This window comes from Marinovum sp. E3, from assembly GCF_055755275.1.
Window position 1 is genome coordinate 40,523 of sequence record NZ_JBVTQV010000002.1, and the last position, 20,637, is coordinate 61,159.

Sequence of the window (20,637 nt, forward strand, 5' to 3'; positions counted from 1 at the left end):
GCATCCGGCTAACCGGAGCCCCCGTAATCGTTGCCCGGGCGGGCTCTGCCCTGGCAATTTCCACTTTGTTCGGGGGGGGGCGTGGTCATAATCGTCACGCAGCCGCTCTCAGTACCTGTGCCGGTTTCATTCCGCCGTTTCGAGACGGCCCGGAGGGCATTGCCAGCCCGTTTGCCTTTGGCTGGAAGTTACCAGCTCGGCGACGGTCAGACGGCCGCTTCAGGCGCTTAGGCAGCTCCTCGACATCTGCCTTGCCCACCGCGAAGCGGCGGAAGGAAAAGACGGCATTGGCGACGATCCCGGGAGGGCAGCGGTAGCCTTGCAGGCGCGGCATCGTGGGCGTGATCTCCATCCCGGCCACTTTGGCGAAAGGCCGTGGGCCAACAGGCTGGCGATGCCTTCCCCCGCCGTCCTTTGCGCTGTCGTTCTCAATTTGCTTTTCTCCCAGAATTTTCTGAGGTACGTATGTCAAAATCTGGGTTCGCTCCTGGCTTTGGGCATCGCGCGGCAAAGTCAGGGCAAAAGACAGGGGGCAGGACAGAATGATAGTGATCGGGTTGGATCTCGGAACATCGGGCATCAAGGCCTTGGCGATCGATGACGACCAGTCGATCCTGGCGGAAGCCAGCGCGGAGTTGTCGGTCGACCGGCCGCATGACGGCTGGTCCGAACAGAATCCGGCGGATTGGATCGCCGCCACCGAAACGGCAATCGCCGCGCTTCTGGACAGGATCGACCCCGGCGCCGTACGGGGCATTGGCCTTTCGGGGCAGATGCATGGCGCGACGCTGCTTGATGCCTCCGACAAGGTGCTGCGCCCCTGCATGCTGTGGAATGATACACGCAGCCATGCCGAGGCCGCGGCGTTCGATGCCGATCCGCAGTTTCGCGAGATCACCGGCAACATCGTCTTTCCGGGCTTCACCGCGCCCAAGCTCGACTGGGTGCGCCGCCACGAGCCGCATGTCTTCGAGAAGATCGCCAAGGTGCTGCTCCCCAAGGACTACCTGCGGCTCTGGTTGACCGGGGAGCATGTCTCGGAGATGTCGGATGCGGCCGGGACCGGCTGGCTGGACGTCGCCGCGCGCGATTGGTCCGACCCGCTGCTCGGCGCGACGGGGCTTGATCGCGCGCAGATGCCGAGGCTGGTCGAAGGTTCTGAGGTCTCCGGCAAGCTGCGGCCGGAGATCGCCGCGCGCCGGGGGCTCGCCGAAGATGTCGTCGTCGCGGGCGGGGGCGGTGACAATGCGGCCTCGGCGGTTGGCATGGGTGTTGTGGAGACGGGCACGGCTTTCGTATCGCTGGGAACGTCCGGCGTGCTCTTTGCCGCGACACAAGGATTTAACCCGAACGCGGAGAGCGCCGTCCACAGCTTTTGCCACGCGCTGCCGGACCGCTGGCACCAGATGGGGGCTATCCTCGCCGCCGCTGACGCGATGAACTGGTTCTCCGGCGTGCTCGGCAGCCCGGCCGCCGCGCTGACCGCGGATCTGGGGGAACTTCGCGCGCCGTCACGCACGCTGTTCCTGCCCTATCTCGGGGGCGAGCGGACGCCGCACAACGACGCGCATGTCCGCGCGTCCTTCCTGCACATGGGGCATGACACCGACCGTCGGGCGCTGGTGCGCGCGGTGCTGGAGGGCGTGAGCTTCGCGATCCGCGACAGCCGCGACGCGCTGGCCTCGACCGGTACACGGTTTGACCGGTTGATCGGCGTCGGCGGCGGCACGCGCTCGGAGTACTGGCTGAAGGCCATCGCGACGGCGCTCGACCTGCCGGTCGAACTGCCGGTGGCGGGCGATTTCGGCGGCGCGTTCGGCGCGGCGCGCCTTGGGTTGATGGCGGCAAGCGGGCAGGGGGCCGAGATCGCGACGCCGCCTGCGATCTCGCGGGTGGTGGAGCCCGAGCGCGACTTGGCCACAGCCTTCTCGGAGGCGCACGGCCGCTACAAGGAGAGCTACGCTGCGCTCAAGGCGCTGAGCCGCGGCTAAGGTGTTCGAGGCGCGCGCGGGGACGCAATGCCGCGTCGCGTTCCCCGGGCCCCTCGCAATTTGTCGATCTGTCGGCGCTGGTCTATCCGGAGGCCGAAGCAAACCAAGGGAGCTGTCATATGTCGCGACCGACCGTGCATGACGTGGCGCGTGTCGCCAATGTTAGTCTTTCCACCGTCGACCGGGTTCTAAACGGGCGGACGGGCGTGCGCGCAGCGACCGAGGAGCGGGTGCGCACGGCGATGAAGCAGCTCGGTTATGAGCGCGATATCATGGCCGCCAACCTGTCGCGCAAGCGGAACTACAATATTCATTTCGTGATCCCGGATGGCCCCAACAGCTTCATGCGCAATTTGGCGGCCGAACTGGAGACGCATGCGCAGGTCGCCCTGCGTGACCGCACCGAGATCAGCGTCTCGCTGGTGCCGCCCTTTGATGGCCGCGGTCTGGCTGCGGCCTTGCGGCGCGCCCGAGAGGCCAAGGTCGACGGGGTGGTGATGGTTGCCACTGAATCGGCAGAGGTCCGGCAGGCGGTCCTGGAGTTGCGCGCTGCCGGGATACAGGTCGTCACGCTGGTGTCCGACCTTTCGGCCTCGGCGCGCGGGCATTTTGTGGGGATCGACAACGTCGCAGCGGGGCGCACCGCCGCCGGGCTTCTGGGCCGGTTCTGCCAGGCGCGCCCCGGGCGTATTGCCATCGTCGCCGGTTCGATGTTGGTACGTGACCATGTCGAGCGCAGGCTCGGCTTCGAGCAGGTCATGCATGCGGATTTCCCGACCCTTGAGGTGCTGGCGCCCGTCGAGGGCGGCGATGAGGCGGCGCGCGTTGACAGGCTTTTGACTGACGTGCTTCAAGCATACCCCGATGTTGTCGGTGTCTATAGCCTCGGCGGCGGCAATCGCGGCTTGCGAAAGGCGCTGGACAGGATCGACGCTGCTGACCGGCCCCGCGTGGTCGTGCATGAGCTGACCGAGCAATCGCGGACGGCGTTGCAAGACGGGGTGTTCGACGCCGTTTTGCAGCAAGATATACACAAAGAGGTGACGAGCGCGCTCGTCATCATGCGCAACCTGATCGAGGCGGTGCCGACAGATCCGCGCACCGGCCTCATCCACACCGAGATCTTCCTCCGCGACAACCTGCCCTGACGCGTGTTTGGCAGCGAAAGCGTTGCACACGTCATTTTTTTGACGTACGTTAGTCAAACACAGCAGAATCGGGGTCAGGAGGATCCCGAGATCGGCAAAATTCCGGGAGGATTATCGATGAAAGTGATGTCAACTGCCCTGGTGGCAATCGCAGCTTGGAGCGGTACGGCTCTGGCGCAGGAGGAGATCCGCGTGCTGCGGGTTCAGCCGAGCGATCCCGAGCAGGCCTTTTATGAGCGCGCAGAGGCGGCCTATGAGGCGCAAAACCCCGGTGTTGACGTGGTGTTCGAATACATCGCCAATGAGGCCTACAAATCCAAGCTGCCGACGTTGCTGCAATCCAATGCCCGGCCCGACATCTTTTATAGCTGGGGCGGCCAGACGCTTGTCGAGCAGGCCGAGGCCGGCTTTCTAAAAGATATCTCCGGCGAGATCACCGAAGAGGTGCGGGCCACCTTCCCCGAGGCCGCGCTCACCGCCTATTCGGTGGATGGCGCGTTGCACGGGCTGCCGCTTTACGCCACCGAGGTGGTGTTCTGGGTCAACACCGCGCTGACCGAGCAGGCGGGCGTCGACCACAATGCGATCAAGACCTGGGATGACCTGCTGGCGGCGGTGCAGACCATGAAGGACGCCGGGGTCACCCCGATGGTTGTCGGCGGCCAGGACAAGTGGCCCTTGCACTTTTACTGGAGCTACCTGGCCTTGCGCGAGGGTGGCGCCGATGTCGTGACTGCGGCCATGGAGGGCGCGGATGGCGGTTTCGAAGCCGAACCCTTCATCGCGGCCGGGGCCGATTTCCAGAAGCTGACCGACCTCGAGCCCTTTCAGCCGGGGTTCATGGGCACCACCTATGAAACCGCCAGCGGCATGTTTGCCGACGGCAAGGGCGCGCTGCACCTGATGGGGGACTGGGATTACCTGCCAATGCGCGGCCGGTCGCAGAGCGGCGAGGGCCTTCCCGACGAGCAGCTGGCGATCATCTCCTTTCCTGCGGTCGCCGACCCGGTGTCCGAGGACGGCGACAACGTCACCCTGGGCGGCATGAACGGCTGGGCCGTGACCTCGGACGCAGCGCCCGGGACGGTCGACTTCCTGACGTTCCTGCTCAACCGCGACCACCAGGAAGAGGTCGCGCGTGAAGGTATCTTCATCCCGATCGTGAAGGGTGCCGAGCAGGCCCTGGAAAATCCGTTCTTCCAGCAGGTTGCGCAGGACATCGCCGCCTCGAGCTATCACCAGATCTTCCTCGACCAGTTCCTTGGGGCTTCGGTGGGTGCCACGGTGAACGACATCTCGGCCGATCTGGCGCAGGGCGCCGTCACGCCCGAGGACGCGGCGGCGCAGGTCCAGGAGGCCTGGGAGTTCCGCTGAGGGTTCCCCCTCCGGCGCGCGTTCCCATGGTGCTCCCCGGAGCGCGCGCCACCTTCTTACCGATACGGAGACGCATTCCATGCAAATGCTCGATGCTCGCTCGCCAGCGTCGCCGCGCCCCGCGCGCCGCATCTGGCGCGGCGCCGGTTCCAGCCGCTTCACCGCCATCGCGATCCTTCTGCCGCCGGCACTGATCCTGTTCAGCCTGTTCGTGATTCTGCCGCTCACCGAGTCGGGCTACTATGCCTTCTTCGACTGGAACGGCTATGGCACGCCGCAGGACTATGTGGGGCTGCGCAACTTCGAGCAGATCGCCGGCCACAGCGTGTTCCACACCGCGATCGGCAATACCACAAAGATCGTCGCGATCTCGCTCTTCATCCAGATGCCGCTGGCGCTGTTTCTCGCCCTGCTGATCTATCGCAAGACGCCGACCAACGCGGTGTTCCGGCTCATCTTCTTTGTGCCCTACATCCTGGCCGAGGTGGCCGCGGGCCTGATCTGGAGCTTCGTCTTCGACGGCAATTATGGCGTCACCGCTGCAATCGCGCGCTCCTTCGGCCAAGAAAGCTTCTTCATTCTTGCCGACCGCGACTGGGCCTTTGTCGCGGTGATGACGGTGATCGTCTGGAAATACTTCGGCTTCCACATGATGATCTATATCGCGGCCCTGCAAGGTGTGCCCGAGGACCTGATCGAAGCGGCCAAGATCGAAGGCGCGAAGCGGTCGCAGATCGTGCGCTACGTGCAGATCCCGCAGATCCGTCCGGCCATCATCGTCAGCGCCTTTTTTGCGATCATCGGGGCGTTGCAGGTCTTTGACGTGATCATTCCGCTGACCAACGGTGGTCCGTCGAACCAGACCCACACCATCGTCACCTATCTCTACAGCTTCGGCCTGACGCGACTGAAGATCGGCTTTGGCAGCGCCGTGGGCGTGCTGCTCTTCTTTGCCGCGATCCTCGTGGCGGTCTTCTACCAGCGCATCTTCATGAAAGGATCACGGGCATGAGCCGGTCGCATTTCTGGCGCAACTTCGCGCGCGTCGCGGTTCTGTGCGTGGTGGCGAGCTTCGTGCTGGCACCGATGCTGGCCACCGCACTGGGCGGCTTCAAGAGCAACGCCGAGATCCGCATGAATGCCTTCGCACTGCCACAGGACTGGGACGTCAGCTTTTACGGTGCGATCCTCGCTGACCCTGCGTTCTGGCGCTACCTCGGCAATTCGCTGCTGATCTCGACCGGCACCGTGGCACTGACGCTGCTGGTCGGGGCGGCGGCGGCCTATGTCTTCGCGCAGATCCGCTTTTTCGGCTCGCGCATGCTGTTTTCCTACATGCTTCTGGGGCTAATGTTTCCTTTTGCGACAGCGATCCTGCCCTTGTTCATCAAGGTGCGCGATATCGGCCTGCTCGACACCTACTGGGCGGTGATCCTGCCGCAGACGGCCTTTGGTCTCTCTCTGGCGATCCTGTTGTTCCGGACGTTCTTCGAACAATTGCCCAAGGAGCTGTTCGAGGCGGCGCGGATCGACGGTTGCGGTTACGTGCGCTTTTTCTTTCGGATCACCCTGCCGCTCTCGACTCCGATCCTCGCGACCGTGGGCGTCTTCGTTTTCGTGCAGAGCTGGAACAACTTCCTGCTGCCGCTGGTCGTGCTGAACTCGCGCGAGGCCTTCACCTGGCCCTTGGGCATGATGCAGTTCCGTGGCGAATACGTCACCGAATGGAACCGCACATTGGCCTTCGTGACGCTGACGATCCTGCCCGCGATCGTCTTTTTCCTCGCCGCTCAGAAATACATCGTCGCCGGCCTCACCGGCGGTGCCGTCAAGGGATGAGACTATGACTGAAATCCGCAACCCGATTCTGCCCGGCTTCAACCCAGACCCTTCTGTCCTGCGGGTGGGCGAGGACTACTACATCGCCACCTCGACCTTTGAATGGTACCCCGGCGTGCAGATCCACCATTCCCGCGATCTCGCGAACTGGCGGCTCGTCACCCGGCCGCTAACCCGTGCGGCACAGCTCGACATGCGCGGCGACCCGGATTCGGGCGGCATCTGGGCGCCCTGCCTGACCTATGCCGACGGGCTGTTCTGGCTCGTCTACACCGACGTGAAACGCCGCGACGGCGCGTGGAAGGACAGCCACAACTACGTTGTGACCGCACCTGCAATCGAGGGGCCTTGGTCAGACCCGGTGTACCTCAACTCTTCGGGCTTCGACCCGTCGCTGTTTCACGACGAGGACGGCCGCAAGTGGCTGGTCAACATGGTCTGGGACCACCGCCAGCAGGGCGGCGACAGGTTCGGCGGCGTCCTGTGCCAGGAGTATTCGGTCGCCGAGAAGCGGCTCGTGGGCGAGGTGCGCAACATCTACCGCGGCTCCGACCACAAGCTCACCGAAGGTCCGCATCTCTACCGCCGCGACGGCTATTACTGGTTGCTGACCGCCGAGGGCGGCACCGGCTACGAGCATGCGGTGACCATGGCCCGCTCCCGCGATCTCTTCGGCCCGTATGAGACCGATCCGCAAAAGCACCTTCTGACGTCCAAGGACGCGCCGGAAGCCTATCTTCAGCGCGCCGGCCATGCCGATATCGTCGAAACGCAGGCCGGGGAACATTACCTCGTCCACCTGTGTTCGCGCCCGCTCGACGCGACGCGCGGGGATGCGCCGGGCCGGGTCGTGGGCATCCACGAGGAGGATGCGCGCCGCTCGCCCCTGGGCCGCGAGACCGCGATCCAGAAGCTGATCTGGGAGGCCGGGGAGTTTCCGCGCCTGGCCCATGGTGGCTGTGTGCCGGCGCCGACTGCCCCCGCGCCGGATCTGCCCGAGCACCGGTTTGCGCCACAGACAGGCCGCACTGACTTCGCGCCGGGCGCGCTGCCGCCCGCGTTCCAATGGCTGCGCACGCCCGACAGCGCGCGGCTGTTCTCGCTCGACGCCCGTCCCGGCGCGCTGCGGCTCTTTGGCCGCGAAGCACCGGGATCGTTGTTCGAACATGCGCTGGTGGCGCGACGCCAGACCGACATCGCCTATGCCGCCGAGACCGAATTGGACTATGCCCCCGAGACCTGCCAGCAGTTCGCCGGGCTGGTCGCATGGTACAACGGCTTCAAGTTCCACTACCTGGCGGTGACGGCGGGCGATGCGGGGCAGCGCCAGCTCACGGTGATGAGCTGTCCTGCCGACTGGCCGATGATGCGCATGGAACAGCCGCTTGCCGCCCCGATCGATCTGCCTGCGACGGGCCGGGTCCGGCTCGGCTGCGATGTCGACGGTATGACCCTGCGCTTTCGCTACGCCATCGAAGGCGGCGATTGGACCGATCTCGGTCTCGCGTTGGATCAATCCGCGATCTCGGACGAGGCGGGCAACGGGCCGGGCAACAATTTCACCGGCGCCTTTATCGGAATGGCGGCGCATGACACCTCGGGGCGCGGCCTTCACGCCGACTTCCTGCATTTTCAATACGAGCCCCGCTGATGGCGGGCCTGACAAGGAGGGCCTCTGATGGCTGACGTTCAACTGACGGGCATCACCAAGACGTTCGGCGCGGTGACGGTGATCCCCGATCTCAATCTCAGCGTGCCCGACGGCTCTTTCACGGTCCTGGTCGGCCCTTCGGGCTGCGGCAAGTCCACGCTTCTGCGGATGATTGCCGGGCTGGAGAGCCCCACCGCGGGCGGGATCCGCATCGGGGGCACCGATGTGACCGATGCCGAGCCTTCTGATCGGGGCATCTCGATGGTGTTCCAGTCCTATGCGCTCTATCCGCACATGACGGTGGCGCAGAACATCGACTTCGGCCTGCGCCTTGCCAAGGTGCCCGCGGCCGAACGGGCCGCCCGCGTCAGCGAGGCCGCGCGCATTCTGTCGCTCGAAGCCTATCTCGACCGCAAGCCGGGCCAGCTCTCGGGCGGGCAGCGTCAGCGCGTGGCAATCGGCCGTTCGATCGTGCGCCACCCGGAGGTGTTCCTGTTCGATGAACCGTTGTCCAACCTCGACGCGGCACTGCGGACGCAGATGCGCGTCGAGCTGGCGCAACTGCACCAGTCGATCGGGGCGACGATGATCTATGTCACCCACGATCAGGTCGAGGCGATGACACTTGCCGATCAGATCGTGGTGATGAAGGACGGTCACATCGAACAGGTCGGCGCGCCGATGGAGCTTTACGACCGCCCGGCGTCCGAGTTCGTGGCGGGTTTCATCGGTTCGCCCAAGATGAACCTGCTGCCGGGGCGTGCCATCGCGCGCGACGACGTGAAGATCGCCGGCATCCGGCCCGAGCACTTGCATATCGAGAGCGAGGGACAATGGCGCGCCGTGGCCAAGGTTGTTGAGACCCTCGGGGCCGACACCATCGCCTACATGGATGCCGAAGGTCTGGGCGAGATTACGGTCCGGTTGCCGGGGCACATACGCCTCAAGGCGGGCGAGCGGCTGGCGCTGAGCCCGGAGGCGGCGAACCTGCATCTCTTCGGGCATGATGGACGCCGCATGGAGCATTCGGCATGAGCGCTTTGGGAGTGGGCGTCGTCGGCTGCGGCGTCATCAGCGACATTTACCTGAAGAACGCTGCCGTGTTCCCGCAGTTCGAGATCCGCGCCGTCGCGGATCTGCGTGCCGAGGCGGCGCAGGCCAAGGCGGAGGAATACGGCAGCGAGGCGATGACGGTCGAGGCGCTCTTGGCGCGCGAGGACATCGATATCGTGCTCAATCTCACCATCCCCGCTGCCCATGCCGAGATCGGTCACCGGGCGCTGGAGGCGGGCAAGCACGTCTATTCGGAAAAGCCTCTCGCGGGGAGCTTCGAGGAGGCGCGCGCGCTCAACGCGGCGGCGGGTGCGGCGGGTCTGCGGTTGGGTTGCGCCCCCGACACCTTCCTTGGTGGCGCGCATCAGACCGCGCGGGTGCTGATCGATGCGGGGCGCATCGGGCGCGCCGTCGCGGGCACGGCGACCCTGATGCTGCCCGGCCACGAGGCCTGGCATCCGAACCCGGATTTCTACTACAGCCGGCCCGGCGGCGGCCCGATGATGGACATGGGCCCCTATTACATCACTGCCCTGTTGAACCTGCTTGGCCCGATTGCGCGTGTGACCGCCTTGGGCACCCGCGCCCGCGACAGCCGCGAGATTGCCACCGGCCCGCGCGCGGGTGCGCAAGTGCCGGTCGAGGTCGATACACACCTCGCGGGGGTATTGGAGTTCGCCCAGGGCGCGCTGGTGCAGATCGCCACGAGCTTTGATGTCCGCGCGCACCGGCACGGGCCGCTCGAGCTTTACGGGACCGAGGGATCGATGACGATCCCCGATCCCAATCGCTTCGACGGTACCGTCGAACTGTTCGAGACCGGCGAATGGCGGGATCAACCGATGCACCATGGCCATGGCGACGGCAATTACCGCGGGCTCGGTCTGGCACAGATGGCAGAGGCCATCGGCTCGGGGCGCCCGCATTGCGCCAGCGGCGATCTGGCGCTGCACGCTCTCGAGGTGATGGAGGCCATGCACCGTGCGGCCCAAGAGGGCAGGGCGATCGAGATCACGACGCGCTGTGCGCGGCCCGCGCCGCTGGCAGCCGGTCTCGGCACCGGCGAAATCGCATTGCAGGAGGAGGCGGCATGAGCGCCAAGGCACTGATATTTTACGGCGGCTGGGAGGGGCACGAGCCCGAAGCCTGCGCCGCCATCGTCGAGGAGATGTTGCAGGCCGAGGGCTTCGACGTCCGGTCCGAGGCAGGCGTCGCGGTCTTGGGCGAGGCCGATCTGGCCCGCTTCGACCTGATCGTGCCGATGTGCACGCAGGTGAGCATCGACCAGGTGCCGCTCGAGCGGCTTTGCACGGCGATCGAGGCCGGCACCGGGCTTGCGGGCTTTCACGGCGGCATGGGCGACACCTTTCGCGATGCGCCGGCCTATCAGTTCATGGCGGGCGGCCAATGGGTGGCCCATCCCGGCGACATCCTCGACTACCGCGTCGAGATCGCCCAGCCGCAGCACCCGCTGATGGAGGGGATCGACGATTTCGAGTATCGCTCGGAACAGTATTTCTTGCATGTCGATCCCGGCAACGAGGTGCTGGCGACGACCACGTTCGACGGCAGCCATGCGCCCTGGATCGCCGGCACCGTGATGCCGGTAGTCTGGACCCGCCGCCATGGGCGCGGCCGGGTCTTCTACTCGGCCCTGGGCCATCAGGCCTCCGAATTCACCAATCCCCAAATGCGCGAAATCCTTCGCCGCGGGCTGGTCTGGGCCAGCCGAACGACAGACAGCCGAGAGACAGGCACATGAAAGACGAGACAAGCATGACAGATTTCTTCAAGGGCATCCCAAAGGTCCGCCACGAAGGGCCCGACAGCAACAATGATTTCGCCTTTCGCCATTACGCCCCCGACGAGGTGGTGATGGGCAAGACCCTGAAGGAGCACCTGCGCTTCTCGGTCGCCTATTGGCACAGCTTCGCCTGGGAGGGCGGCGATCCCTTCGGCGGGCAGACCTTCGAGCGGCCTTGGTTCGGCGAGGGTATGGAAAAGGCCAAGCTCAAAGCCGACGTGGCCTTCGAGATGTTCGAGATCCTCGGCGCACCGTATTTCTGCTTTCACGACGTCGACGTTCGCCCCGAGGGCGCGGATTTTGCCGAGAACACCCGAAACCTGCGCGAGATCACCGATTACTTCCAGGGCAAGATGGAGGCGACCGGCACAAAGCTTCTCTGGGGCACCGCGAACCTGTTCTCGCACCGGCGCTACATGTCCGGCGCGGCGACCAACCCGGATCCGGACGTCTATGCCTTTGCCGCGGCGACGGTGAAAACCTGCATCGACGCTACCCATCAGCTTGGCGGCGAGAACTACGTGCTTTGGGGTGGGCGCGAAGGCTATGAGACGCTGCTCAACACCGACATGGGGCGCGAGCGTCAGCAGGCCGGGCGGTTCCTGACACAGGCCGTCGAATACGCCCGCAAGATCGGCTTTGACGGCGCCATCCTGATCGAACCCAAGCCGCAGGAGCCGACCAAGCACCAGTACGATTACGATGTCGCGACGGTCTACGGCTTCCTCAAGGACTTCGGTCTCGAAAAGGAGGTAAAGGTCAACATCGAGCAGGGCCACGCGATCCTTGCCGGTCACAGCTTCGAGCACGAGTTGGCGCTGGCGCGTGAGCTGGGGATCTTTGGCTCGATCGACATGAACCGCAACGATTACCAGTCGGGCTGGGACACCGACCAGTTCCCGAACAACGTGCCCGAAATGGCGCTGGCCTATTACGAGGTGCTGCGCGCCGGAGGCTTTACCACCGGCGGCACCAACTTCGACAGCAAGTTGCGGCGTCAGTCGCTAGATGCCGAGGATCTGATCCTCGCGCATGTCGGCGGCATGGACGCCTGTGCCGCAGGCTTCAAGGCGGCGGCGAAGATGCTGGAAGACGGCAAGCTGGAAGAAGCCCGGCAGGCCCGCTACGCCGGCTGGGACAGCGCCGAGGTGCAGGCCATGCTCGCCGAAGGGCTGGACGAGATCGCGGCCCGTGTCGAGGGCGAAGGCCTCAACCCGACTCCGCGTTCGGGGCGGCAGGAAAGGCTCGAAAACCTGGTAAACCGTTACGTTTGAGGTTTTGCAGCGGCGGTCCCGACCGGGGCCGCCGCTGCACCTCCGGCCAGATTTATCAGGAAGGCCGAAGTTCTCGGCGCGACCCGCAGCGATCCGAGGGTGACGCGGCACGGGATCGGAGTGTTTGATGCCCGAACTGCCGGCGAAGCGGGTGGCACCCGTGGTTGATCCTGACGGTGATGGGGCAGGTCTGCAAACCAGACCCTGAATGACGCGCGTGCATCGCTCCCACGCGACCCGCGCATTACTGCGCGAACGGCGGGACGTTTGCCGATCATGGGGGCGCTTCTGCTCATGATAGTGTTCGAAGACGTGGTGTTCCCCGGTTTCGGTCAGGCCGCTGTGACAGGGCGGCGAGCAGGCGCGTGAGCGCAATGCCGATTGGAAAAATCCTTTTAACTTTGGTGTGGCGCGCGATCTTCATCGCGCCCTTCGGCGTGGCTTCGCGCACGGGACGTGACGCATTACAGCCTTGGGATGATCCAAATCAGTCATTGACTATGTTGAAATTAGTGCATACGTTAACTCACGCACAAGCATCGCTCACATAGTTTGGGTGGTGGAATGGCGACTCAGGGAGGACATCAAATGCAGGGAAAATTGGCGCGGAGCGTTGCGCTGGGTGCGATCATCGGATCGCTTCATGTGGCCGCGCAAGCTCAGGAGGTCGAGTTCTGGACGCAGCCGTACGGCGACCTCATTGCTTGGAAACAGTCAATCGAAGCCTTGGCCGACGAATTCGAGGCCGAGTCGGGCATCACCGTCAATTACGAGCCGATCAACTGGAGCGTCGCCTTTCGGCGGTGGCTTACAGTGGCTCAGGGCGGGCCGGCCCCGGACTGCGCCGACATGTTCTTCCTGCATTCATTTTCCGCCATCGGCGGAACCGAGCATGGGCCGCTGCCGCTCAATGAATACCGTGACAGCACCTGGCCTGCGCTCGACACAGACTTTTTCACGGGCAGCCTTCAGGACGTGACGTGGAGCGGTGATTTCTACGGCATCCCTTGGCGTGGCGACGTGCGTCCGATGATGTATCGCACCGATCATTTCGAGGTGGCCGGCCTGACCGCGCCCCCCGATACCTGGGACGAATTGGTTGAGCATGCCAAGAAGCTGACCTTGCGCGACGAAAACGGCAACGTGACGCAATGGGGCTTCGGGCTTGGCAACAACAACATCGGACAATCGTTTCCGCCGCTATACTGGCAGGCCGGCGGTGAAATGATGACCGAAGACGGCCGCACCGCGACCATCGACAACGAAGCCATGCGCACCGCCCTGCAATTCCTGAAAGACCTTGTCTGGACGCATGAGGTTCTTGATCCTGACTTCATGGAAAAGGGGAACGACACCGGCGAGGCCTTTCTGGCGGGCAAGGTGTCGATCGTCGGCAGCGTACCCGGCGGCTGGCCCTCGAACTGGACGGTGGAATATCCCGAGCTGAACGACAAATGGGCCCTGGCCGTGCCTGCGGCCGGCCCGGAGGGGCGCGATGCCTATTCGGGGTCAGGATATTTTGGCGTCCTGCGCGGCAGCGAAAACGTCGAGTCCTGCGTCAAATGGATCGAGTTCCTGAGCCGAGAAGAAAACATGCAGGTGCTCAGCGAGGCGAGCGGCAATGTCAGCCCGCACCGCGGTGTGATGAATTCCGAATTCTGGAGCGATACCGAATGGAAGTCGGTCCTGACCGAAAGTCTCGAATTCGCCCATACGTCGCAGCACCCGTCGCCGGTGTGGAATGCGCTTGCCGCGGATGAGGCCGGCGCCGTGATCTACGACATGGTTTATGACGTGGTGATCCGGCAGGCCGACATGGACGAAACGATCAAGCGGGCCGAAGAGCGGATGCAGGCCGAAATGGATCGGGCGTTCAACAAGTAACCTCCCTGGTGCGGGGCCCGGCTGGCCGGGTCTCGCGCCGCATTTCCAGACAAACAGGACGTGATGGCGATGGAACTGCGCAAGAATCTCTTTTGCTATCTGATGGTTGCACCGGCGCTTCTGATTACGTTGGCCCTTGGCATCGTGCCGATGGTCACGTCGCTATGGTGGAGCTTTCTGGACTACGATCTGATTCAGGCGGAAACCGCCGGCGAGACGTTCGTGGGATGGCGCAATTATCAGGTAGTCTTGTCTGACCAACGGTTCGTGACCTCGCTGGTCAATACCGTGGTGATGACCGTCATGGTCATGGCTCTGGTCGTGGCGCTCGGGCTGCTGCTGGCGCATGTCATGAATGCGAAATATCGCGGGCGCGCCATTGTCAGAACCCTGATCTGCGCCCCGTGGTTCGTGCCGCCCGTCGTGGCCGCAGCCATCTGGGTGTGGATGCTGGACACCGATCGCAGTCCGATCAACGCCTTGCTCATGGATTGGGGGCTGATTGACGGCAACCTGCGGTTTCTGACCGATACCACTGAAGCCGGACCGCTTTCGCTGCCGTTGGCGTCCGTTGTGGCGGTGCGGGTGTGGAACGGGCTGCCGTTTGTGGTGATCTTTCTGCTGGCGGGCATGCAGTCGATATCGCGCAGCTTGTACGAAGCGGCCTCGATCGACGGGGCAAGCCTGATCGGGCGTTTCAGGTATATCACCCTGCCTTTGCTGAAGCCGGTTCTTGGTGTCATCGTGATGCTGTTGCTGATCACCGGTTTCGGACACTTCGAAATCAACTTCATCATGACCGGCGGTGGCCCGCAGGACATGACCAATGTCGCGGCGGTATACGCCTATCAGCAGGCCTTCAACTTCTTCCGCTTCGATTATGCGTCTGCGGCAAGCGGTGTGGTCTTTCTGATGACCAGCGTGATCTGCATCTTCTATATCCGCGCGCAAATCAGGAAAGACAAATAACCATGGATGCCACCGTCAATCCGGCTGTGCGTCAGGGGCAGGGGATCTTTTCCCGCTATCGCCGTGTCGACACGATCACCAAGCTGACCGTCATTGCCGCAACCGTCATTGCGCTGATCTACATTCTGCTGCCGATCTTCTGGATGCTCAAAAGCTCGTTCCAGACGGCGGCGGAAATCAAGCAATTGCCGCCAAAGTGGATTCTCGATCAGATCCGGCTGGATTCCTACCAGGACATCAACCTGCTGATCCCAATCTGGCGCTATATCTTCAACTCGATCTACGTCTCGGCGGCGGCGGCGCTGTTGGCAACGTTGATCGGGACCAGCGCCGCCTATGTCCTGTCGCGGTTCCGCTTTCCGGGCATGACCCTGATCCTCGTCACGATCCTTGTGACCCAGCTGATCCCGCCGATCACCCGTGTCTTTCCGCTGTATGCGCTGATTCAGGATGCCGGCCTGTTGAACACCTATACCGGTTTGATCCTGTCCTATGCCGGGTTCTCTCTGCCGTTTTCGATCCTGTTGCTGAAAGGGTATTTCGAATCCTCATGTCCGCCCGAGATCGAAGAGGCGGCGCTGGTGGATGGGTGCAGCTACATCTCGACCTTCCTGCGGATCATCCTGCCGATTTCCCTTCCGGGATTGGCCGCGGTGACGATCTTTACCTTCCTCAATGCATGGAACGATTTTCTCTGGGCGTCCTTGCTGCTCAATTCCAGCGAGATGAAGACGATCCAGGTCGGGATCGGAGATCTGACGGCCGAAGGTGGCGGCACCCGCTATGTCAGCATGTTCATGGCCGCCTGCGTGTTGGCCACTGTGCCGGCGCTGATCATGTTCATTTTCGTGCAGAGATGGCTCGTTTCCGGGCTGACCTCTGGCTCTGTCAAATAAGCTGAGGACCCCCAAGAATGTCCACAATTTCTGTTCGGAACGTCACCAAGAAATACGGTGCCGTCACGGCCATTCCCGATCTGTCGCTGGAGGTGACGAAAGGCGAATTCATCGTGCTGGTCGGGCCATCGGGCTGCGGAAAGTCCACGCTCTTGCGCATGTTGGCGGGGCTGGAAAGCATCACCGAGGGCGAGGTCGCGATCGATGGCGAGGTCGTCAACAACATGATGCCGCGCCAAAGAAATATCGCGATGGTGTTCCAGTCTTACGCGCTCTACCCGCATATGACGGTTGCCGGAAACATGGGTTTTTCGCTGAAGCTCGACGGCGCGGACAAGGCGGAGGTTGCCGAGCGCGTCAACGAGGTGGCAAAGATCCTCGCGCTGGATTCCCTGTTGGATCGCAAGCCGGCGCAATTGTCGGGCGGGCAACGCCAACGGGTTGCGATGGGGCGTTCGATCGTGCGCGATCCTTCGGTGTTCCTGTTCGATGAACCGCTGTCCAATCTGGATGCAAAGCTGCGGGTTCAGATGCGCGCCGAGATCAAGTCGCTGCACAACCGTCTGGGCACCACGATTGTCTATGTCACCCACGACCAGATCGAAGCCATGACCATGGCCGACCGCATTGTCGTCATGAACGCCGGCACAATCGAACAGGTCGGAGCGCCGCTGGATCTCTATGACCAGCCCGCCAACCGCTTTGTCGCGGAATTCCTTGGCTCGCCGTCCATGAACCTGATCGACGGGACCATTTCGGACAGCGGTACTGTCGTGCTGGGCAGTGGACTTGAACTGCCGCTGGGAGCGTCCTTGCGGGCCGGGGCCGAGGTCACGCTTGGCATTCGGCCTGAATATATTTCGCTTTCGGATACCGGGGGCATGAAAGTGCGCTGCATGGTCTCGGTGATCGAGCCAACCGGCCCCGCGACGATCCTTGTCGTCGAAATGGGCGACGAAAAAGTGACCATCGAGGTGACCGGTCGGGTGGCTCACAGGGTCGGGGACTTCATCGATATCTGGATGGCGAAGGAGCATTGCCATCTGTTCGACACATCGTCCGGCATTCGCCTGGACCAGTAAGGGACATCACATGACCACCAAATCTACCGAAGTCACCATTGACGGCGCGAAGTTCCAGATCAACGGGGCGCCGACCTATCGCGGGCGGAGCTGGAAAGGGCATCCGGTCGAGGGTCTCTTGCTGAACACCCGCATGGTGCAAGGCATCTTTGACGATCTGAATCCGGAGACACGTGACGACTGGGCCTATGCGGATACCGGGAGCTGGGATGCGGATCGCAACACCGAGGAGTTCATCGCGGCAATGCCGAGCTGGAAGGCGCATGGCGTGCTGGCTTTCACGATCAACCTTCAGGGAGGCAGTCCCTACGGCTATTCCAAGCAACAGCCATGGATCAACTCGGCATTCACGCCTGAGGGCGCGTTGCGCGACGAATACCTCGATCGGCTGAGCCGCATTCTCAGGGCGGCGGATGAGCTGGGCATGGTGGTGATCGTCGGGCTGTTCTACTTCGGTCAAGAGAAGATATTCGCCAGCGAGGATGCGGTGCGAACGGCCGTGCACAATGCCGTGACCTGGTTGTTGGAGACGGGGCACAGCAACATCCTTCTGGAAATCAACAATGAGTGCGATATCCTTTACCAGCTGCCGGTTCTCATGCCGGACGGTGTGCACGAATTGATCGACATCGCGAAATCCGTCGAAAAGGATGGTCGTCGTCTTTTGACCGGGACAAGTTATGGCGGCGGCTTCATTCCCAAGACCAACGTCGTCGAGCGCAGCGATTTCATCCTGATTCACGGAAACGGTCAGGATGACCCCGACCTGATCCGCGACATGGTGCGCAAGACCCGCGAGGTGCCGGGCTACAGGCCGATGCCTATCCTGTTCAACGAGGATGACCATTTCGACTTTGACAAGGATGACAACAATTTCGTTGCCGCGGTGGAAAGCTATGCCGGCTGGGGCTTTTTCGACTACAGGATGGACGGGGATGGCCCCGACGATGGCTATCAATCGGTGCCGGTGAACTGGGGCATCTCATCCCCACGCAAACGCGGGTTCTTTGAAAAGGCAAAGGAAATCGCAGGCACTTGAGCCCAGCGGCCGTTGAAGCGAAGGCCGGCGGCAGGAGAGACAGATTTGCCGCCGGTTGTCGTTTCGCCGATGATTGGACGCCTTGATAAACGGCACAGATCCCCCGGGAGGGGATGGCCAGCCCCGTTGTTGACGGGCGGTGTCGCGGGCTCACCTCTTGGTATGTGCGATCAAAATGCGGCTCTAGATGATCTTTTTACGTCAGAACCGTTGTCTTTTTCTTGCCCAGCCCTCAGGGTAAAGGAGAGGGGCGCTAACTGGGGAGGATCTCGATGAAGAAGCCGACGGTCGAGGATATAGCTCGACATGCAGATGTCAGCACGGCGACCGTGGGGCGCGTTCTGAACAATCGCGGAAGCGTCAGCGCCAATGCCCGCGAGAAGGTGGCGAACGCCGTCCGGGAGCTGGGTTACCGCCAATTGCCTGATTCCATCACGCATTCGGTTCGCGGTGTCCTCAAGTTCTTGTTTCTCATTCCAAACGGGGAAAGTGCCTTCCTGCAAATGTTCAAGCAAGCGGTGGCCTCCGCCCCCGCCGCAGTGCCCGACTATGAGGTGAAAATCGATTTCGGATATATCCCGTTCGACGATGATGAAGCGATCATCGCGCAGCTGGATGCCGTGTCCTGCGAGGACTATCAGGGGATTGCTGTCTTTGCCGTGGATGCGCCCGGCGTGCGGCATGCGATCGAAAGGGCCAAGACCCGCGGGCTTCAGGTGGTGACGTTGGTTTCGGACATCACCGACGCGCCGGTCAATTTCATCGGCATCAATAATGTGAACGCCGGGCGTGTTGCGGGAAGCCTGATGGGGCGCTTCCTGCCGGCCGGACGCCACAAGATCGCGATCGTTTGCGGCACGGCGCGGTTGCGGGATCAAATTGATCGCATCTATGGCTTTAACCAAGCCTTGGACGCGACCCTTAAGACAGTCGAGGTTCTGGAGCCGCTTGAAGGCAACAGCATAATCGAAAAGAATTATCAGTTGGTTCGCAAGCTGCTGGCGGAGCATCCGGACATTTCCGGCATCTATTCCAGCAGCGCAGGCAACAGTGGCATACTGAGGGCATTGAGCGAAATAGAACAGCGACCGATTGTCATCATGCATGAGTTGACGCCGCGCCTGCGGGAAGCCTTGTCGCGCGGTGAGTTGGATGCGGTTATTGGCCAGAACGTCGATCACATCGCCAGAAGCGCGGTACGTGTCCTGCGGGCTCATTGCCTGGGGGCGCCAATTGTCGAAAGCCAGGAGAAGATAACCATCGATATCTTCCTCGCCGACAACATGCCTTGACCTGAAGATTTGGTTGCTCTGGCTGTCAATTTTGAAGAGTGCAAAATGTCAAATATCGATCCTGGAATGACCCAAAATGATCATTGACGATGATCTAAAATGATCATAGAGTCATCGGCGCGCTGACAGGGCTCAAGCCGTGTGGGTGCTGAAGGAGCGCCTCGGGGAGGGCGTCAGCGCATGAGTTGATTTTTCGACCGCGCCCGCGAAACACAGATGGAAACTCTTATGCCACTTCCAATACCAGAAACAGATGGCCTCTGGCTTGGGCGCATTCTTGTCCCGGATGTCGGTCCATGTGTCGTGACGGCCCGTGACGGAACCTTGCTGGATATCACATCGCGCGATGCGCCGGCGGTACGCGACATCATGGAAATGGACGACCCGGCCTCCTATGTGGCGGCGGCGCCCGGACGCCCGGTCGAAGGTGAATGGGATTGGCTGGCGCCCTGTGACTTGCAGGCCGTCAAAGCCTGCGGCGTGACCTTTGCCGGGTCGATGGTTGAACGCGTTATTGAAGAGCAAGCCGCGGGCGATGCGGCAAAAGCCGAGGATATCCGAAATCGGGTTGCCGCCCGTATCGGTGACAGTCTCAACAACATCGTCCCGGGCTCTGCCGAGGCCGAAAAGGTGAAAGAAGCTCTAAAGGCCGAGGGGTTGTGGTCCCAATACCTCGAGGTGGGCATTGGCCCCTACGCCGAAGTCTTTTCCAAAGCCCAGGTTCTGTCATCTGTCGGCTTTGGCAGCGCGGTCGGCTTGCATCCCATCTCGAACTGGAACAACCCGGAACCCGAAGTGGTGCTCGTTGTGAATTCCAAGGGCGCCGTCCTGGGCGCGACATTGGGAAATGACGTCAATTTGCGCGACGTAGAGGGCCGATCCGCCTTGTTGTTGTCCAAGGCAAAAGACAACAATGCCAGCTGCGCCATCGGACCGATGATCCGGCTTTTTGACGATACTTTCGACCTTGACGCCGTGCGGAATCTGGAAATTCAGCTCACAATCGAGGGCGTTGACGGCTATCGGCTTGAAGGTTCGAGTTCGATGAAACAGATCAGCCGCGACCCCGAAGACTTGGTAAAGCAAACCATCGGAAGGCATCACCAATACCCCGACGGGTTGGTGCTCTTTCTCGGAACCTTGTTCGCCCCCACACAGGACAGAGATGCGCCCGGACAGGGATTTACACATAAAATAGGCGATATTGTCACTGTGTCCTGTCCCGAATTAGGCCAGCTCGTCAACTCGGTCGATCTTTCAACATCCTGCGCCGAATGGACTTTTGGTCTGGCAGACATGATGCGCAATTTGGCGGCGCGCAATCTTATCTAACAAGGACAA

At 62.4% G+C, this 20,637-nt stretch carries 18 protein-coding genes; 17 read left to right on the top strand and 1 reads right to left on the bottom strand.

The features are described from left to right. Positions 1-94: 94 nt before the first annotated feature. Positions 95-580, bottom strand: a complete 486-nt coding sequence (locus AC0J5K_RS17680; RefSeq protein WP_274565369.1) for a hypothetical protein — start codon at positions 578-580, stop codon at positions 95-97. Here AC0J5K_RS17680 and xylB point away from each other — a divergent pair. The 17 genes from xylB to AC0J5K_RS17765 all read left to right on the top strand — a co-directional run bounded on the left by xylB (position 546) and on the right by AC0J5K_RS17765 (position 20,628). Then, positions 546-1,991 carry a xylulokinase gene (gene xylB, locus AC0J5K_RS17685; RefSeq protein WP_274565387.1) on the top strand — a complete coding sequence of 482 codons (1,446 nt, stop codon included), beginning with the start codon at positions 546-548 and terminating at the stop codon, positions 1,989-1,991. The two genes, AC0J5K_RS17680 and xylB, sit on opposite strands and share 35 nt — an antisense overlap. A gap of 119 nt (positions 1,992-2,110) precedes the next feature. Beyond that, positions 2,111-3,139, top strand: coding sequence for a LacI family DNA-binding transcriptional regulator (locus tag AC0J5K_RS17690; protein WP_274565368.1), 1,029 nt, complete (start codon positions 2,111-2,113; stop codon positions 3,137-3,139). Between the two features lie 117 nt (positions 3,140-3,256). Next, positions 3,257-4,513 (top strand): ABC transporter substrate-binding protein, encoded by a 1,257-nt coding sequence (locus AC0J5K_RS17695; RefSeq protein ID WP_274565367.1) that lies wholly within the window; start codon positions 3,257-3,259, stop codon positions 4,511-4,513. 79 nt (positions 4,514-4,592) lie between these two features. Next, positions 4,593-5,525 (top strand): carbohydrate ABC transporter permease, encoded by a 933-nt coding sequence (locus AC0J5K_RS17700; RefSeq protein ID WP_274565366.1) that lies wholly within the window; start codon positions 4,593-4,595, stop codon positions 5,523-5,525. Then, entirely contained in the window at positions 5,522-6,352 is an 831-nt protein-coding gene (locus AC0J5K_RS17705; protein ID WP_048534345.1) for a carbohydrate ABC transporter permease, read from the top strand. Before AC0J5K_RS17700 ends, AC0J5K_RS17705 begins: the two co-directional genes overlap by 4 nt. A 4-nt stretch (positions 6,353-6,356) precedes the next feature. Next, positions 6,357-8,003: a glycoside hydrolase family 43 protein gene (locus tag AC0J5K_RS17710; protein ID WP_274565365.1), complete on the top strand. Its 1,647-nt coding sequence runs from the start codon at positions 6,357-6,359 to the stop codon at positions 8,001-8,003. 27 nt (positions 8,004-8,030) lie between these two features. Then, a complete protein-coding gene (locus AC0J5K_RS17715) occupies positions 8,031-9,038 on the top strand; it encodes an ABC transporter ATP-binding protein (protein WP_048534348.1) in 1,008 nt (335 codons plus the stop codon). Continuing rightward, positions 9,035-10,150 (top strand): Gfo/Idh/MocA family protein, encoded by a 1,116-nt coding sequence (locus tag AC0J5K_RS17720; protein ID WP_274565364.1) that lies wholly within the window; start codon positions 9,035-9,037, stop codon positions 10,148-10,150. Before AC0J5K_RS17715 ends, AC0J5K_RS17720 begins: the two co-directional genes overlap by 4 nt. Beyond that, complete coding sequence (locus AC0J5K_RS17725; protein WP_074839247.1) at positions 10,147-10,818, top strand: ThuA domain-containing protein; 672 nt, start codon at positions 10,147-10,149, stop codon at positions 10,816-10,818. The genes AC0J5K_RS17720 and AC0J5K_RS17725 overlap by 4 nt, the downstream gene beginning before the upstream one ends. A 14-nt stretch (positions 10,819-10,832) precedes the next feature. Further along, complete coding sequence (gene xylA / locus AC0J5K_RS17730; protein ID WP_074839328.1) at positions 10,833-12,134, top strand: xylose isomerase; 1,302 nt, start codon at positions 10,833-10,835, stop codon at positions 12,132-12,134. Between the two features lie 564 nt (positions 12,135-12,698). Then, a complete protein-coding gene (locus tag AC0J5K_RS17735; RefSeq protein WP_074839243.1) occupies positions 12,699-14,018 on the top strand; it encodes an extracellular solute-binding protein in 1,320 nt (439 codons plus the stop codon). A gap of 63 nt (positions 14,019-14,081) precedes the next feature. Next, the gene (locus tag AC0J5K_RS17740) at positions 14,082-14,987 is read left to right on the top strand and encodes a carbohydrate ABC transporter permease (protein ID WP_420398589.1); all 906 of its coding nucleotides are present in this window, start codon (positions 14,082-14,084) and stop codon (positions 14,985-14,987) included. Between the two features lie 2 nt (positions 14,988-14,989). Beyond that, positions 14,990-15,883 (top strand): carbohydrate ABC transporter permease, encoded by an 894-nt coding sequence (locus AC0J5K_RS17745; RefSeq protein ID WP_274565361.1) that lies wholly within the window; start codon positions 14,990-14,992, stop codon positions 15,881-15,883. Between the two features lie 17 nt (positions 15,884-15,900). Next, positions 15,901-16,965 carry an ABC transporter ATP-binding protein gene (locus AC0J5K_RS17750; protein WP_074839237.1) on the top strand — a complete coding sequence of 355 codons (1,065 nt, stop codon included), beginning with the start codon at positions 15,901-15,903 and terminating at the stop codon, positions 16,963-16,965. 10 nt (positions 16,966-16,975) lie between these two features. Further along, entirely contained in the window at positions 16,976-18,004 is a 1,029-nt protein-coding gene (locus AC0J5K_RS17755; protein ID WP_074839235.1) for a hypothetical protein, read from the top strand. Positions 18,005-18,276: 272 nt separating this feature from the next. After that, positions 18,277-19,296, top strand: a complete 1,020-nt coding sequence (locus AC0J5K_RS17760; protein WP_074839232.1) for a LacI family DNA-binding transcriptional regulator — start codon at positions 18,277-18,279, stop codon at positions 19,294-19,296. 216 nt (positions 19,297-19,512) lie between these two features. Further along, positions 19,513-20,628 (top strand): fumarylacetoacetate hydrolase family protein, encoded by a 1,116-nt coding sequence (locus AC0J5K_RS17765; protein ID WP_283646578.1) that lies wholly within the window; start codon positions 19,513-19,515, stop codon positions 20,626-20,628. Positions 20,629-20,637: the final 9 nt, after the last annotated feature.